Genomic DNA, 15330 nt, shown 5'->3' on the forward strand with positions numbered 1-15330 from the left:
CCGTTATCACGTTGCAGAAAACGTGCCAGATGGGATAAGCGCGCGCCGGCTTAGGCTGATGCTTTGCAACCCAAGCAGCGCGGCCTCGAACCCCAGGTGCGAAAAATCAGCCTCGCCGTGGGAGACTCTATTTGCGGCTCGCGCTGATCGTGAGCTTTGTGCCGTCGCTGAGTGTGACGTTCTTGTCGGCGCCGCCGGTGGGCATGGTGAAATGGACTAGCTGGCTGAAGAAGTTATCGGTGGGACATTGAAGCTTCTTGCCTCCCACGGTAACGGCGCTCGCCGGGCGCGGCGCGTGGCCCTGGAAACTCAACTGGACGTCGGCGTCCCCGCTATTGGCGACCACCGCCGCGAAACGGATCTTCACCTGACGCACCGTCGTACCGCTTGCGTTGCGGATGGAGTCCACGTCCGGACATGCATCCGGGACGCTCTGCGAACCGCCGGCAGGCTTGCTTTGCCATGTGAAGTCATCCGTCTGGCCCGAGCGGATCGTGCGCGTTTCCTGCGCGCTGCCCCAATTCTTCGACGCCATCTTCACTGTATATTTGATCGGCCCGTCGTTGGCGACTTCCGACAGCACCTTGATGCTGGGCGTCGCGTGAGCTGCCGGTTCAACCACGCAAGCTAGCAGCGCCATCACAGCGCCCGCAGCAATCCAACGACCTTGCGAAGAACCGCCAACCTGAAAAAAACCCGAACGATCGATCATGCGAAAAACCCCTCCGTTTGCAGCCGTCACGCCGGGCGTACAGCAACGGCGCCGGGGTGGCCGCGCCGCGCGTGTGGCGGGATCAGTCTAGCGCGACGCGCGCCACGGGTTTCTCATGGGAAACCCGTGGCGCGCGCTGCTTGCAATGGATTGGCCGATCGAGACTCCCGGCGAATCAGAAGCCCGTCAGCACCAGTTTGCCGATCGCACGCCCTTCTTCCAGCAGGCGGTGCGCCTCCCGCAGGTTCGTTGCGTTGATCTTGCCGAGGTCGCGGCCAAGCGTGGTCTTGACCGTGCCTGCGTCGATCAGTCGCGCCACTTCAGTCAGCAGCTTGTGTTGTTCGAGCATGTCCGGCGTGCCGAACATCGAGCGTGTGAACATGAACTCCCAATGGAACGCGGCGCTTTTCGCCTTCAGCAATTCGACGGGAATCGGCTTGTTGTTTTCGACGATCGAGCAGATGCCCCCTTGCGGTGCAATGACAGCGGCGGCGGCGGGAAAGTGCTTGTCCGTGTCATTGAAAATCAGCACGTAGTCGACTTGCTCGAAACCTGCGTCCTTCAGTTGCTTGGGCATGTCGCCGAAATGGTCGACGATGTGATCCGCGCCGAGTTGTGTCGCCCACTTCGCCGACTCCGGCCGCGACGCAGTCGCAATCACCTTCAGCTTCGCGACTTTTTTCGCAAGCTGGATGCCGATCGACCCCACGCCGCCCGCGCCGCCCACGATCAACACGGACTTGCCGGCGTCATGCCCTTGCGCCGATACCCCCAGCCGGGCGAACAGGGCTTCCCATGCGGTGATCGTGGTGAGCGGCAAGGCTGCGGCGTGCGAGAAATCGAGCGATTGGGGCTTGACGCCAACAATACGTTCATCGACCAGATGGAACTCGCTGTTCGTACCTGGCCGCGTGATGCTGCCGGCATAAAACACGGGGTCTCCCACGTTGAACAGCGTCACGTCCGGACCGACCGCTTCGACCACGCCCGATGCATCCCAGCCAAGAACACGCGGCGTGTCTTCGACCTTGTCCTTCGGCGCACGCACTTTCGTATCGACGGGGTTCACGCCGATCGCCTCGACCTTCACCAGGAGGTCACGGCCGGTCGGCGTCGGTTTGTCGATCTCGACGTCCATCAACGATTCCGGATTCGAGATGGGCAGGTAACGGGTCAGGGCAATCGCTTTCATGAAAAAGCTCCGTAAGGGGGTTCAGGCGTTGCTTGTGCAATGCATGGACCCGATGTTAAGGGCTTTCAGCTTCGCGCGAAACCGTCATAATTGCTGAAACATTTTATTGATAATCACGAAGATGACGAAAATCGACGTTCAGAGCAACTTACCCTATAAGGCACAGCTCGATTTGCTGGACGTCGCGCTGTTCGTACGGTCGGCGGCTTTATCGAATCTGTCTGCGGCGGGACGGGAATTCGGATTGTCTGCCGCCGTCGCGAGCGCCCGGCTCGCCCAACTTGAACGGCAGCTTGGCGCGCGGCTTTTGCATCGGACAACACGGCGCATCAGTGTCACGCAGGAAGGCGAGATTTTCATCGAGCACGCCCGCGCATTGCTCGACGCCGCCGATGCGGCCCGCGCTTCGGTCGGACGCGCGTTCGAGCAACCGCAGGGACGTTTGCGCGTGACCATGCCGTCCTCGCTCGGGCGTCAGCATGTATCGCCGGCCATTCCTGAATTCCTGCGCCGCTATCCGGGCGTGAGCCTCGACTTGCGCCTGACCGACCAGGTAGTCGATCTCGTCGATAAAGGCATCGATCTGGCAGTGCGTATTGGCGCGTTAAAGGATTCGACGCTCGTCGCGAGAAAACTCGCCAGCAACCGGCGCGTGCTGTGCGCGTCGCCGACGTATCTCGCTGAGCATGGCACGCCGCGCCACCCCGCTGATCTTGCGCAGCACGAGTGTGCGATTCTGTCAGGGCAACGAGACTGGGCGTTCGTCACGCCGACTGGGACTATTGATGTGCGCGTGTGCGGCCGGCTAGATACGGACAACGGCGAAGTCATTCGCGATGCGTTACTTGCCGGGTTTGGTATCGGGTTGAAATCGACGTGGAGCGTGGCGCCGTTCCTGCACAGCGGCGAACTGGTGACCGTCCTCGATAGCTATCCACTCGCGGAAACGGTGGCGATCTGGGCGGTGTACCCGAGCCGCGCATTCGTGCCACCGAAAACGACGGCGTTCATCGATTTCCTGAGCGGGCATTTCGGCGATCCGCCGTACTGGGATGTCGATCCGCGAAGAGTGATGCGGTAGTCGTCATCCCGTAAATGCAAATAGGAATTTACGTATTCTTTAAATTTTGGTGCAACCGGAGTATTGCATTGCAACGACGAATTGCAGCGGGCTCGATCGGCGCGTCTGCGCCCTTTGGCAATTCATCTGCGCTGTCCTCGAGTTTGTGGTTTTTCAGCCAACAACGCTTATAAATTTTGGGTGTACAAATATTACTTGTACTCACCGTTTTTTGGGGGTACATTATTCATGGGCATTTCGTATAACGTCCCAAAGAGTGAAGCAAATATCCAAGAGCGAGGCCTGTCGTTCGAAGCGGTCCGCGATTTTGTCATGTCGAGTGCATTGATCGTCGAAGATTGTCGCAACATTTATGTCGAGCGCAGGTTTCAGGCTCTCGGTTTAATAGCCGATCGCCTGCACATGCTGGTATTCACGCCACGTGGCAACAGGATTCACGTTATTAGTCTACGGAAGGCGAACCTTCGCGAGGTAAAGCGGTATGAGCAAGCAGAACAAGGAAGAAGTGCTGGACGAGAACCCCGAATGGGGTGAGGCGGAATTCGCGCGTGCACGACCGGCGTCGGACGTTTTGCCGGAGCTGTACGGGCACGAGCGAGCCACGGAAATGCTGCGCCCGCGCGGACGACCGAAGCTGGAAAATCCGAAGTTACCCATCAAATTGCGCATCGATCCGGACGTGGTCGACGCTTATAAAGCGCAAGGCGAAGGCTGGCAAACGCGAATGAATGCCGCGTTGCGCGACTACGCGAAATCGCACGGATTGATGCGTTGAACCATGGGTGAGTAATGGCGCGCCATTCAGCGCGCCCTCACACCGTCTTTACCCCACCCTTACCGGCGCCTTCACAAACCCTCGAAACCGCGCCCGGAACGCGCGCACCGGCTCGCCCGCAAGTCCGTAATCCGGGAACCGCACAGTAAATCGCCCGATCGCAATACGCGCCTCCAACCGCGCCAGCGACAACCCCGCGCACTGATGAATCCCGAACCCAAACGCAAGATGCCGATTCGGCTCGCGGCCGATATCGAAACAACCGGCCGCCTCAAACTGCTCCGGATCGCGATTCGCCGCCCCGATGCACAACGTCACCGGCGTCCCACGCACGACCGGTACCCCGGCAATATCCGTATCCGCCGTCGCGATCCGGTTGCCGAGCTGGTTCGAGCTTTCGTAACGCAAACACTCCTCGATCGCACTCTCAATCAACGCCGGGTCGGCCAATAACCGCGCCCGCTGCTCCGGCCATTGCGCCAGTAGCACGATGCCGTTGCCAATCAGATTCGTAGTCGTCTCGTGCCCCGCGTTCAGGATGAAAATGCAGTTATGCAGCAGTTCAGCCTCGTCCAGGCGCTCTCCGTCGGCTTCGCTTTGAATCAGCCGCGTGAGCACGTCATGCTGTGGGTCGCCTGGATGCGCGCGGCGCCGAGCAACCAGCGTCACCAGATAATCGATGAAATCCGCTACCGCGCGATTACCCCGCGCTTCCTGTTCCGGGTTGAGCGCGGGTTCCAGCGCGCCGAGAATCGCTAGCGACCAGTCACGCAATGGCGCGCGTTCATCGTGCGGCACGTCGAGCAGATTGCCGATCACTTCAACCGGAATCGCCGAAGCGAAATCATCGATCAAATCGATCTCACCGCGTGCTGCAGCCTGGTCGAGAAGATCGTCGATCAGACGCACAAGACCCGGCTCCATTGCCGCGATCGCACGCGCCGTCAGCGCTCCCGCGATCAGTTTGCGCACGCGCGTGTGCCGCGGCGGATCGTTGAATACGAGGCTCGTCGTGTGATGCGCGAAAAGCGCAGTATGGACGCCATACTTCGGGCCAAATTCAACGGTCTTGTCCGAACTGAAGGTTTTCGGATCGCGATACACGGCCTGAACGTCCCGATACCGCGTGAGAAACAGCGAGCCATCGGGCATTGTCTTGATCGGCTCCGTGGTGCGCAGCGCGTCGTAGACCGGATACGGGTCAGCGTAAAACGCGACGTCGAGCTTGCGCAGATCAAAGTCGAGCGCGCGTTCGGTCGGGGTCATGCGGGTCTCCGTCGTTTGATCGACAGCCATCATAGCGGCGCGGCGCGCACGTCCGCCATCGGTCGGGACCATTACAATGACAGGTCTCGCACTGCAGCTCTCGATTGTTCCCACCGCTATTTTTCTCGCTCTCCACCCGTCATGAACCTTGTCATCCAAAGCCTCGATCCGATCGCCGAGTCCCATCTGAAACCGCTCATGGCCCTCGCGCGCTCGCAGCAAAGCGAACACGCGGACGGCGGCCGGGTATTGCGGCTGCGCGACGCGGATCCGCTGCAGCGTCCGGATATCGATGCGTATTGCGGCGCGCATCGGCTGGATTACGCGTTTATCGACCCGGCGCTGCGCCTGAATGATTTCGGCCTCGTCGCCATGGACATGGATTCGACGTTGATCACGATCGAGTGTATTGACGAGATCGCCGATTTTTGCGGGTTGAAGTCACAGGTCGCGGCGATTACCGAAGCGTCGATGCGCGGCGAGATCAAGGACTTCAACGAGAGCCTGACGCGGCGGGTTGCGCTGCTGAAGGGTCTGGAAGCAAGCGCGCTGGAACGGGTTTATGACGAACGGCTGCGCTTGTCGCCTGGCGCGGAAATCATGCTCGCGGGGGCAAAGGCGGCGGGACTGAAAACCCTGCTGGTATCCGGCGGTTTCACGTTCTTCACCGAGAAGCTGAAGGCACGCCTCGGGCTTGATTTCACGCACGCGAACACGCTTGAAATAGTCGATGGCAAGCTGACCGGGAAGGTCACCGGCGAGATCGTTAATGCTGAAGTCAAAGCGCGCACACTGCGTGAAACCTGCGCGCAACTGGGTATTGATCCGCAGCGGTCTATCGCGATGGGCGACGGGTCGAATGATCTGAAGATGATGGCGGAAGCAGGGTTGTCGGTGGCGTTCCGGGCGAAGCCGGTGGTGCGTGAAGCGGCAGGACTGGCGTTGAACTTCGTGGGACTGGACGGGTTGCTGCGGTTGTTTTGAGCGGGCTCGGATCTCGAGAAAAGGGCTAAAGAAAAGGGCTAAAGAAGAGGGCCAAGTCTGAGACTCGGCCCCGTTTCGATCAATGGCTTTACCCCTTTAACCCCGCCAACGCCCGTTCCAGATCCGCCTGCAGATCCGCCTGATCTTCCAGCCCGATATAAAACCGCACCAGCACGCCCTCATGCGGCCAGTCGCCGGCGGTGCGCATCGATTTGATGTCGTACGGCATGGCGAGACTATTCGCACCGCCCCAGCTCCAGCCGATCGCGAAATTTTCCAACGCCTCGACGAAGGTATCGATTTGCGCCGGGCTGTAGCGTTTGTCGAAGACCACGGAGAACAGTCCGCCTGCCCCCGTGAAATCGCGTTTGAAGAATCCATGGCCCGGGCAATCCGCCAATGCCGGATGCAACACCGCCGAAATTTCCGGCCGCGTCTTGAGCCAGTGAGCGAGCGCGAGCGCTGTCCGGTCGTGAGCGTCAAAGCGGATTTGCATGGTCGGCAGACTGCGCAGCACGAGCGAACAGTCGTCCGAAGACACGCCTATGCCCATGCGCATGCGCGCGCTCTTCAATTTCATGTGGATGGCTTTGTCGGCGGTAATCGTCGCGCCCATCAGGATGTCGCTCGCACCGGACTGGTACTTCGTCAGCGCCTGCACCGAGATATCCACGCCATGCTCGAAGGGTTTGAACGCGAGACCGGCCGAATAAGTATTGTCGATAGCGCTCAGGATCTTGCGCGCTCGCGCGACCTTCGTGATCGCCGGCACGTCCTGCACTTCCATGGTCACCGAACCCGGCGCTTCGAGCCAGATCAGCTTGGTGTTCGGCCGGATCAGCGCGTCAATGCCCGCGCCGATCAGCGGATCGTAATACGTCACTTCCAGGCCGAAATCCGCCACGAGCCAGTCGGCGTGCTCGCGATTCGGTGAGTACGCGTTGTCGGGAATCATCACGTGATCGCCGGACTTCACCAAGCCGAAGTACACGTTCGATATAGCCGATAAACCCGAAGGCTGCAGCAACGCATGCTTGCCACCCTCGATCACCGCCAACCGTTGCGCCAGCGCAAGCGACGTGGGGGTTGCGTGCAGGCCATAGCGCCACTGACTGTCGTCGCTCCAGACGAGCGCTCGCATGGCAGCGAGATTCGGGAAGACCACGGTCGACGCCCGTGCAACCGGAACCGAGAACGAATCGAAACCGGGGCTGAGCTGATCGTCCGGATGAACGATACGGGTCTGCAAGCTGCGCGCGCTAGACGAATTGCGGGAATCGGTCATGAGTGTCCTGCTTGTTCGAGGCTATAAGAAAAAAGCGTCATCGCGAGAAGCCGATGACGCCGTATTACATCGAACGGCGAGTTTGTGTTTCACTCGCCGATCGTTACGTTGCTGGTTCCGCCCAACGCGCGGCCTGCGGCCGGCGCAGCGGGCGCAGGCGCGGGCTCAAGCGAAGGCGCGGCTGATTGCGGCGCCTTCGGTGCAACCGCTCCAGCGGCAGCAGCAGGCACAGCACCAGACCCGACGGGCTTGAGGTCGAAGGGCAACGGATTGGAATCATCGGCGTTCATGCGTTCGCCCGACACACTGCCGTCGGCTGCAAACTTGCCGACCCAGTTCCCGGTGATATGCGTGCCGTCATTCGACTCTTCGATCTCGAGCGTATCGCCGTCACGGTCACCCGCGACCAAAATCACCGTCGACGCTCCCGCGAGCCGATATTCGCCGTGCACGCCCGTGCGTTCATCGGTTTTTGCGCCAAGCTTCATTTCAATCTGCTTGTCGCCGAGCGTGCCGACATAGGTCGGGAATCGCGCATACGCCGGATTCGGCGTCAGTGGTTTGGCAGGCGGTAGCGCCAGCGTTTCAATTGCTTCAGCCGTACCCGGTGCCTGCAGGCCCAGATCGCCCGGCGTAGCCGCTGCGCGTGCCGCCGACACGGCTCGGGAGCCGTCGGGCGGCATGGTCGAATTGCAGCCGGCGAGCAAGAGCGCTGCCGCCACCGCCGCCACTTTCATTTGCGTCATCGAATAGTTTCCTCTCCTTACCCTGCTCATACGCGTTCGAAAATTGCCGCGATGCCCTGCCCGCCCCCAATGCACATTGTCACCAGCGCATAACGTCCACCCACGCGCTGCAGCTCGTACAACGCCTTCACGGTGATCAGCGCGCCGGTTGCCCCGATCGGGTGGCCGAGCGAAATGCCCGAGCCGTTCGGATTGACCTTCGCGGGGTCCAGCGCCAGCTCTTTGGATACCGCGCAAGCCTGCGCCGCAAACGCTTCGTTGGCTTCGATCACATCGAGGTCCCCGACGCTCAGGCCCGCGCGCTCTAATGCCTTGCGTGTGGCCGGAATCGGGCCAATGCCCATGTATTTCGGATCGACGCCCGCGTGCGCATACGAGACCAATCGCGCAAGCGGCTTCAAGCCACGCGCTTCAGCCGTACCCCGTTCCATCAGCACGACGGCGGCGGCCGCGTCGTTGATGCCCGACGCATTGCCCGCGGTCACCGTTCCGTTTTCCTTCGCAAACACGGGCTTGAGCTTCGTGAAATCCTGGAGCGTGGCGTTCAGACGGACGTGCTCGTCGGTATCGAAGACAATGTCGCCCTTCTTCGATGCCTGCGTGACGGCAAGAATCTGTTCCTTGAAATAACCCGCTTCGATAGCCCGCGCCGCGCGCCGATGGGATTCGAGCGCGAGCTCATCCTGCATCTCGCGCGAGATACCGTATTTGGCGGCGACATTTTCCGCCGTGACGCCCATGTGGATGGCATCGAAGGGATCGTGCAGCGCGCCGAGCATCATGTCGATGAGACGTGCGTCGCCCATGCGCTGTCCGAAGCGTGCCGCCGGCGCGAGATACGGCGCGCGGCTCATGCTTTCCGCGCCGCCGCCGATGGCGATATCGGTGTCACCAAGCAGAATGGATTGAGCGGCCGAGACAATAGCCTGCAGGCCCGAACCGCACAAGCGATTGACGGTCAGCGCGGGCGCGTGGTGCGCCACGCCGCCGTTCACCGCGGCGACGCGTGCCAGATACATGTCCTTGGGTTCGGTCTGGATCACATTGCCGAACACCACATGGCCAACCTCCTCGCCCGACACGTTCGCTCGCGACAAAACCTCCCGCACCACGCGCGCACCGAGATCCGTCGGGCTGAAGTCCTTCAGCGCACCGCCGAAATCGCCAATTGCGGTCCGCACGCCGCTGACCACCATCACTTCACGCTGCGCCATGAAAGCTCCTTCGTCTCAGTTGTTTTGTGCTTTGTGCAAACCGCCGCGCCGAGCGTGACATCACAATCTAATGCTCAGACTTCGCCCCACAGGTCGTGGCCATCGGCGCCGGTGATTTTCACCGACACGAAATCGCCCGCCTTGTAACGCTTCGACGCCTTCTTCGCCGGCTCGATATACACCACGCCGTCAATCTCTGGCGCATCCGCCGCGGTTCGGCCGACACCGCCTTCGTTGCTCAGTTCATCGACGAGCACTTTCAGCGTCTTGCCGATCTTGCGTTTCATGCGTTGCGCCGACAACTCTTCGGCCAGTTCCATGAATCGTGCACGACGGTCCTCGCGTACTTCGTCAGGCAGCGCGCCGTCGAGTTCGTTCGCCGTTGCCCCTTCAACCGGCGAATACGCGAAACAGCCGACCCGATCCAGATCGGCGATACGAAGGAAGTCCAGCAGCGTTTGAAATTGTTCTTCGGTTTCACCCGGGAAGCCCGCGATAAACGTGCTCCGGATAGTCAGGTCCGGGCACATCGCGCGCCACTTCTGCACGCGCTCGAGCACCTTCTCGGCGTTCGCCGGGCGCTTCATGCGCTTGAGCACTTCGGGGTGCGCGTGCTGGAACGGAACGTCCAGATACGGCAGCACGTGGCCCTTCAACGGACCTTCGGCCATCATAGGAATGACTTCGTCCACGCTTGGGTACGGGTACACGTAATGCAGGCGGACCCATGCGCCATATTGCACCGCGAGCTCACCCAACGCGCCGACAAGGTCCGTCATGCGCGTCTTGATCGGCTTGCCGTTCCAGAAACCGGTGCGATATTTGACATCGACGCCATATGCGCTCGTGTCCTGCGAAATCACGAGCAGTTCCTTGACGCCGGATTTGAACAGGTTTTCGGCTTCGAGCATGACGTCGGCCACCGGCCGCGACACCAGGTCGCCGCGCATGGACGGGATGATGCAGAACGTGCACCGGTGATTACAGCCTTCCGATATCTTCAGATACGCGTAATGCCGCGGCGTCAGCTTGATGCCGGCAGGCGGCACGAGATCGATGAACGGGTCGTGAGGTTTGGGCAAATGCAGATGCACGTGGCTCATCACCTCGGCCGTCGCGTGCGGCCCGGTCACGGCCAGCACTTTCGGATGCACTTCCTGGATCAAGCCCGTTCCGCTCGCGCTCTTCTTCGCACCCAGACAACCGGTCACGATCACCTTGCCGTTCTCGTGCAGCGCCTCGCCGATCGCGTCGAGGCTTTCCTGCACGGCTTCGTCGATAAACCCGCAGGTGTTGACCACGACGAGATCGGCGCCGTCGTAAGAGCCGGAAATCTCGTACCCTTCCGCCCGCAGTTGCGTGATGATCTGCTCGGAGTCGACCAAGGCTTTTGGGCAACCGAGCGAAACAAACCCGACTTTAGGGGCCGAAGCGCTCGGCACGGCGGGGGAAATGGTCTGCGACATAGGTGGGTCCGGCGTATAGCGGTGACAATGGCGACAAATGGGGACGGTGCGGCAAGGCCAAGGGGTCCGGTGTCCATAAGGACCAAACCCCGGACAGCGTCTCGCGCACGCAACCGCTTATTGTACCGCGCTGGCGACGGTACAGCCGGTCACGCGGCGAGGCGTTGCCGCATCAAACAGGCCGAGGGCCGCGGGTTGATCTGCCGGGATCAAGTCCTTGACCGCCAGAGCGTCCTCGATCACTTCAAGAATTTCGTGCGAATCATGCAGGCGCCGGATGGCTGCGTGCAGCTCGGCAGCCTCGGGCCAGGTCCGCTTGAGATAGCTGAGCCACATCTTGACGCGTCCGTGCTCGTGACGCACCCCGACACGGATTTGCAGTTTTCTCAGGTAATCGGCGAGTTGGCCCAGCACGGCCGCCCATTCCTCGCCCGAAGGCGCCGGGTCCATCAGTCCGCGGATTCGCAAAGCCAGGAACGGATCAGAGACAGCGCCGCGCCCGATCATCACGTCCGCGCAGCCGCTGACCGCCCGGCATCGCTCCCAGTCGGCCACTGTCCAGACTTCTCCATTGGCCACGACTGGCACGTCCACGGCAGCGTCGATACGCGCGATCCACTCCCAGTGGGCCGGCGGCCGGTAGCCATGGTCACGCGTTCTGGCATGCACGACAAGGGAGGCAGCGCCGCCTTCCGCCAACGCCGTGGCACAGTCGATCGCGAGCGAAGTATCGGACACGCCAAGCCGCATTTTTGCTGTCACGGCGATGCCGGCAGGCACCGCTGCGCGAACTGACGCAACGATCCGGTTCAGCTGTTCCGGGTGCGCCAGAAGCATCGCGCCGCCACCGTGCCGGTTGACTATTTTGGCGGGGCAGCCGAAGTTCAGATCGATTCCATGCGGCGAGAGACTGGCCGCCTGGGCCGCATTCAGCGCCATCCATTCAGGATCGCTGCCGAGCAACTGGATCACCATCGGCGTGCCGCTGGATGTATGGCCTCCGTGGAGGACTTCGGGCGTATCTCTCTCGTAGACACTTCGGGGAAGCACCGAGCCCGTCACCCTGACGAATTCGGACACGCACCCGTCGAATCCGCCTGTGCTGGTCAGCACGTCACGCAGTACGTAGTCCGCAAGCCCTTCCATGGGCGCAAGAAGCAGCCGGCTCATACGAGAACGGCGCCTGAGTTGCTTTTGCGGATTTTACGGTTATCCGAGCGAGGCAAAGCTGACTTTCGAAGCGACGGGCGTAGTGATATGGGACATGTCGTGGTCTGGCGAAGTGAATGCCGAGCGGCGCTTTGAGCACCGGAGAGGCACGAAGCGAACGAGCACAGAGGCGCGCTTTCGGCAGTTGGCGTCGCCCCTCGAAAGCAGGACAAAAGACGCTTGAAAAGGCGAGATACGCCGCAGCATCCGCCACAGAGCGAGATATTCACCTTGGGCGCTGTGCTGCAAGCGGATATTGTACCGTGAGCCACACGTGCTCGAATGCCAGGTGCCCAACCTTGACCCGTGCGTTGACCCGCGCGGCTTTCCCAGCCGTCGCAAGTCCTGCGAACCGCCCGCGGCTCCAGACGCCGCGCCGGCCCAGCTTACTTCTTCTCGGGCGTCCCGGCCGGCGCAGTAGCTGGCGTTGCGGTCGTCGTCGCCGCCCCAGCCGTAGCCGGATTCGGGAACGGGAACGTATTGAACATCGACTTCGCCTGGGTCTGCATCTGCTCCTGCATCTGCACGAACATGTTCTTCGATTGCTCGATATAGCTCGTCATCATCCCCTGCATCATGGGCGCCTGCATGTTCATGAACTGTGACCAGATTTCCGGATTGAGCGGCACCGCATTGCCGTCGATCAGTCCCTTAGACTGGTCCGTGAGCTTGTGCTGGATATCGATGAACGCCTGGATATTCTTCTCCAGATACGTGCCCATCATGCCCTGCATCGCGTTGCCGTAGAAGCGGATGATCTGCGAAAGCATAACCGATGAAAACATCGGCAAGCCGCCGCTCTCTTCTTCCAGAATGATCTGCAGCAGGATGCTGCGCGTCAGGTCCTCGGCGGACTTGGCGTCCATCACCTTGAACTCTTCCTGGTCGAGCACGAGCTGTTTGACGTCGGAAAGCGTGATGTAGGTGCTGGTTTCGGTATCGTAGAGCCGGCGATTCGGATATTTTTTTATGAGTCGTTCGGCGGATTTCTTTGTAGTGGTCATGTAACGCCTTTAAACGCAAAACTCAAACTGTGCCGACGGACTCCGCGTGATAGAAAGCGACGCAAGCCGCCGGTTCGTAGTTGGTGCCGGTAGTCCGGCAACCAGTCCCAACGTCCCGACCCGACGCGGGACGCGCGGCGCGCACAGCTTCATGGCGCGCCGCGTGAATCACCCTCAACCCATGTGCAAACCGCCATTCAGCGAGAAGTCGGCACCCGTCGAAAAGCCCGATTCCTCCGATGCCAGCCACGCCACGATCGAGCCGATCTCCTCCGGCCGCCCAAGCCGGCGAACCGGAATGGTCGCGACGATCTTCTCCAGCACATCCGGGCGGATCGACTTCACCATGTCCGTCCCAATGTAGCCCGGCGAAATGGTGTTAACCGTCACGCCCTTGGTCGCCACTTCCTGCGCCAGCGCCATCGTGAAGCCGTGAATGCCCGCCTTCGCGGTGGAATAGTTGGTCTGGCCGAACTGCCCTTTCTGACCATTCACCGACGAAATATTGATCACGCGTCCAAAACCACGCTCGACCATGCCGTCGATCACCTGCTTCGTCACGTTGAAGAGGCTCGTCAGGTTGGTATCGATCACCGCGGTCCAGTCTTCGTGCGTCATCTTGCGGAACACGACATCGCGCGTGATACCCGCGTTATTCACCAGGATGTCGACTTCGCCGACTTCGGCCTTGACCTTGTCGAAGGCGTTCTTGGTCGACTCCCAGTCGCCCACGTTGCCTTCCGAGGCGATGACGTCATAACCCAGCGCCTTTTGCTCTTCGAGCCATTTGACCCGGCGCGGCGAATTCGGTCCACAGCCCGCGACGACCGTGTAGCCATCCTTATGGAGCCGCTGGCAGATACTCGTACCAATGCCGCCCATGCCGCCCGTCACATACGCTACTCGTTTCGTCATTGCTCGCTCCGTTTATCGTTATGCGCGCTTGGCGAGCCGGTCTTGCTGCTGACCTGTATCGCCGCGCGCTGTGCTCTCGCACACTGTCTCCCTACGGCCGCTCTACTGCGAGCGCCACGCCCATACCGCCGCCGATACACAGCGACGCCAGTCCTTTCTTCGCATCGCGTTTCTGCATTTCATGCAGCAGCGTGACGAGAATCCGGCAGCCGGACGCACCAATCGGATGACCGATCGCGATTGCCCCGCCGTTCACGTTGACCTTCGACGTATCCCAGCCCATCTGCTGATGGACGGCCAGCGCCTGCGCTGCAAATGCTTCGTTGATTTCCATCAGGTCGAGCTCCGACGCGGACCAGCCCGCGCGTTCCAGGCAACGCCTGGATGCCGGCACCGGACCCATGCCCATCACCTTGGGATCGACGCCCGCATTCGCGTACGCCTTGATGCGCGCGATGGGCGTGAGGCCCAACGCATCGGCCTTTTTTGCCGACATCACGATCACTGCCGCCGCGCCATCGTTAAGACCGGAGGCGTTCGCCGCGGTCACGGTGCCTTCCTTCGAGAACGCCGGTTTCAGGCCGGACAGCGATTCGGCTGTCACCCCATGACGCACGAATTCGTCGGTGGCAAATCGCAGCGGCTCGCCTTTGCGTTGAGGAATTTCAACGGGCACGATTTCATCGTTGAAACGGCCCGACTTCTGCGCCGCTTCTGCCTTGTTCTGCGACAGCGCCGCAAACGCATCCTGCGCTTCACGCGTAATGCCGTATTCCTTCGCGACGTTTTCCGCCGTGACGCCCATGTGGATCGAGTTGAACGCGTCCCACAGGCCGTCCACGATCATCGAATCGATCAGCTTCGCGTCGCCCATGCGGAAACCATCGCGCGAGCCCGGCAACACGTGCGGCGCCGCGCTCATGTTTTCCTGGCCGCCTGCGATCACGATGTCGGCATCACCCGCGATAATCGCGTTTGCCGCCAGCATCACGGCCTTCAGGCCCGATCCGCACACCTTGTTGATGGTCATGCCCGGCACCGAGCTGGGCAAGCCTGCCTTGATCAGCGACTGGCGCGCCGGATTCTGGCCGGAGCCCGCCGTGAGAACCTGGCCGAGGATCACTTCGCTGATCTGCTCGGGCTTGAGGTTCGAACGCTCGAGCAATGCGCGAATCACGATTGCGCCCAGATCGGGTGCGGCGATCTTCGCCAGCGACCCGCCGAATTTGCCGACGGCCGTCCGTGCGGCCGATACGATCACTACGTCTGTCATTTCAGTTTCCTTTGAGAATCGAAAGTGGTAGCCCGGCTTTAGCCGGCTGACTGCGTGGCCGGCTGGATGCGTGTTCGCGCTTGCCCCTTGTTTGCCTGCAGGGTTTCCACCTGGTGCGGGCGACGCTCTCAACAGCGCTGGCTTTACGGTTACTTCGGGTTTATTCAGGTTTCAGCAAATGCAATAAAACGCTACGTCGGCTACTGTT

Annotated in this window: 15 protein-coding genes; 4 read left to right on the top strand and 11 right to left on the bottom strand. The window is 61.1% G+C overall.

Features of this window, described 5'->3' with window-relative positions:
• Nucleotides 1-127 precede the first annotated feature (127 nt).
• Together BSU04_RS29280 and BSU04_RS29285 are read right to left on the bottom strand one after the other, a co-directional pair.
• A complete protein-coding gene (locus BSU04_RS29280) occupies nucleotides 128-712 on the bottom strand; it encodes a DUF6013 family protein (protein ID WP_089163804.1) in 585 nt (194 codons plus the stop codon).
• Nucleotides 713-887: 175 nt separating this feature from the next.
• Nucleotides 888-1904, bottom strand: coding sequence for a zinc-binding alcohol dehydrogenase family protein (locus BSU04_RS29285; protein WP_089163805.1), 1017 nt, complete (start codon nucleotides 1902-1904; stop codon nucleotides 888-890).
• A 121-nt stretch (nucleotides 1905-2025) separates the two neighbouring features.
• Between BSU04_RS29285 and BSU04_RS29290 the strand changes: the two genes are divergently transcribed.
• The 3 genes from BSU04_RS29290 (at nucleotide 2026) to BSU04_RS29300 (ending at nucleotide 3760) form a co-directional block, all read left to right on the top strand.
• Nucleotides 2026-2985 (top strand): LysR family transcriptional regulator, encoded by a 960-nt coding sequence (locus BSU04_RS29290; protein WP_089163806.1) that lies wholly within the window; start codon nucleotides 2026-2028, stop codon nucleotides 2983-2985.
• A gap of 228 nt (nucleotides 2986-3213) precedes the next feature.
• Nucleotides 3214-3519, top strand: a complete 306-nt coding sequence (locus tag BSU04_RS29295; RefSeq protein ID WP_089163867.1) for a BrnT family toxin — start codon at nucleotides 3214-3216, stop codon at nucleotides 3517-3519.
• Nucleotides 3467-3760 (top strand): BrnA antitoxin family protein, encoded by a 294-nt coding sequence (locus tag BSU04_RS29300; protein ID WP_089163807.1) that lies wholly within the window; start codon nucleotides 3467-3469, stop codon nucleotides 3758-3760. Before BSU04_RS29295 ends, BSU04_RS29300 begins: the two co-directional genes overlap by 53 nt.
• A 48-nt stretch (nucleotides 3761-3808) precedes the next feature.
• Here the strand turns inward: BSU04_RS29300 and BSU04_RS29305 are convergent, their stop codons facing one another.
• Complete coding sequence (locus BSU04_RS29305) at nucleotides 3809-5026, bottom strand: cytochrome P450 (protein ID WP_089163868.1); 1218 nt, start codon at nucleotides 5024-5026, stop codon at nucleotides 3809-3811.
• Nucleotides 5027-5167: 141 nt separating this feature from the next.
• Here BSU04_RS29305 and serB point away from each other — a divergent pair, with 141 nt between their 5' ends.
• Nucleotides 5168-6010 (top strand): phosphoserine phosphatase SerB, encoded by an 843-nt coding sequence (serB, locus tag BSU04_RS29310; RefSeq protein WP_089163808.1) that lies wholly within the window; start codon nucleotides 5168-5170, stop codon nucleotides 6008-6010.
• Nucleotides 6011-6098: 88 nt separating this feature from the next.
• Here the strand turns inward: serB and BSU04_RS29315 are convergent, their stop codons facing one another.
• The 8 genes from BSU04_RS29315 to BSU04_RS29350 all read right to left on the bottom strand — a co-directional run bounded on the left by BSU04_RS29315 (nucleotide 6099) and on the right by BSU04_RS29350 (nucleotide 15122).
• Nucleotides 6099-7295 (bottom strand): cystathionine beta-lyase, encoded by a 1197-nt coding sequence (locus tag BSU04_RS29315; protein WP_089163809.1) that lies wholly within the window; start codon nucleotides 7293-7295, stop codon nucleotides 6099-6101.
• A gap of 89 nt (nucleotides 7296-7384) precedes the next feature.
• Complete coding sequence (locus BSU04_RS29320) at nucleotides 7385-8041, bottom strand: hypothetical protein (protein WP_256983394.1); 657 nt, start codon at nucleotides 8039-8041, stop codon at nucleotides 7385-7387.
• 26 nt (nucleotides 8042-8067) lie between these two features.
• The gene (gene bktB / locus BSU04_RS29325; protein WP_089163810.1) at nucleotides 8068-9255 is read right to left on the bottom strand and encodes a beta-ketothiolase BktB; all 1188 of its coding nucleotides are present in this window, start codon (nucleotides 9253-9255) and stop codon (nucleotides 8068-8070) included.
• Between the two features lie 74 nt (nucleotides 9256-9329).
• Entirely contained in the window at nucleotides 9330-10721 is a 1392-nt protein-coding gene (gene rimO / locus BSU04_RS29330) for a 30S ribosomal protein S12 methylthiotransferase RimO (RefSeq protein ID WP_089163811.1), read from the bottom strand.
• A gap of 117 nt (nucleotides 10722-10838) precedes the next feature.
• Entirely contained in the window at nucleotides 10839-11891 is a 1053-nt protein-coding gene (locus tag BSU04_RS29335) for a tRNA dihydrouridine synthase (RefSeq protein WP_089163812.1), read from the bottom strand.
• Nucleotides 11892-12316: 425 nt separating this feature from the next.
• Nucleotides 12317-12934 (bottom strand): polyhydroxyalkanoate synthesis repressor PhaR, encoded by a 618-nt coding sequence (gene phaR, locus BSU04_RS29340; protein WP_089163813.1) that lies wholly within the window; start codon nucleotides 12932-12934, stop codon nucleotides 12317-12319.
• A gap of 174 nt (nucleotides 12935-13108) precedes the next feature.
• Nucleotides 13109-13849, bottom strand: a complete 741-nt coding sequence (locus BSU04_RS29345) for a 3-ketoacyl-ACP reductase (RefSeq protein WP_089163814.1) — start codon at nucleotides 13847-13849, stop codon at nucleotides 13109-13111.
• A gap of 91 nt (nucleotides 13850-13940) precedes the next feature.
• Nucleotides 13941-15122, bottom strand: a complete 1182-nt coding sequence (locus BSU04_RS29350) for an acetyl-CoA C-acetyltransferase (RefSeq protein WP_089163815.1) — start codon at nucleotides 15120-15122, stop codon at nucleotides 13941-13943.
• Nucleotides 15123-15330 lie beyond the last annotated feature (208 nt).

Origin of the sequence: Caballeronia sordidicola (genome assembly GCF_002220365.1) — a bacterium.
Classification (GTDB): Bacteria; Pseudomonadota; Gammaproteobacteria; order Burkholderiales; family Burkholderiaceae; genus Caballeronia; species Caballeronia sordidicola_C.

What these genes read in the sequence shown, in the direction of transcription:
- BSU04_RS29315 (WP_089163809.1), bottom strand. Translation starts at nt 7,295, where the DNA reads ATGACCGATTCCCGCAATTCGTCTAGCGCGCGCAGCTTGCAGACCCGT.
- BSU04_RS29295 (WP_089163867.1), top strand. Translation starts at nt 3,214, where the DNA reads ATGGGCATTTCGTATAACGTCCCAAAGAGTGAAGCAAATATCCAAGAG.
- bktB (WP_089163810.1), bottom strand. Translation starts at nt 9,255, where the DNA reads ATGGCGCAGCGTGAAGTGATGGTGGTCAGCGGCGTGCGGACCGCAATT.
- serB (WP_089163808.1), top strand. Translation starts at nt 5,168, where the DNA reads ATGAACCTTGTCATCCAAAGCCTCGATCCGATCGCCGAGTCCCATCTG.
- BSU04_RS29290 (WP_089163806.1), top strand. Translation starts at nt 2,026, where the DNA reads ATGACGAAAATCGACGTTCAGAGCAACTTACCCTATAAGGCACAGCTC.
- BSU04_RS29350 (WP_089163815.1), bottom strand. Translation starts at nt 15,122, where the DNA reads ATGACAGACGTAGTGATCGTATCGGCCGCACGGACGGCCGTCGGCAAA.
- phaR (WP_089163813.1), bottom strand. Translation starts at nt 12,934, where the DNA reads ATGACCACTACAAAGAAATCCGCCGAACGACTCATAAAAAAATATCCG.
- BSU04_RS29345 (WP_089163814.1), bottom strand. Translation starts at nt 13,849, where the DNA reads ATGACGAAACGAGTAGCGTATGTGACGGGCGGCATGGGCGGCATTGGT.
- BSU04_RS29335 (WP_089163812.1), bottom strand. Translation starts at nt 11,891, where the DNA reads ATGAGCCGGCTGCTTCTTGCGCCCATGGAAGGGCTTGCGGACTACGTA.
- BSU04_RS29305 (WP_089163868.1), bottom strand. Translation starts at nt 5,026, where the DNA reads ATGACCCCGACCGAACGCGCGCTCGACTTTGATCTGCGCAAGCTCGAC.
- rimO (WP_089163811.1), bottom strand. Translation starts at nt 10,721, where the DNA reads ATGTCGCAGACCATTTCCCCCGCCGTGCCGAGCGCTTCGGCCCCTAAA.
- BSU04_RS29300 (WP_089163807.1), top strand. Translation starts at nt 3,467, where the DNA reads ATGAGCAAGCAGAACAAGGAAGAAGTGCTGGACGAGAACCCCGAATGG.
- BSU04_RS29280 (WP_089163804.1), bottom strand. Translation starts at nt 712, where the DNA reads ATGATCGATCGTTCGGGTTTTTTTCAGGTTGGCGGTTCTTCGCAAGGT.
- BSU04_RS29285 (WP_089163805.1), bottom strand. Translation starts at nt 1,904, where the DNA reads ATGAAAGCGATTGCCCTGACCCGTTACCTGCCCATCTCGAATCCGGAA.
- BSU04_RS29320 (WP_256983394.1), bottom strand. Translation starts at nt 8,041, where the DNA reads ATGACGCAAATGAAAGTGGCGGCGGTGGCGGCAGCGCTCTTGCTCGCC.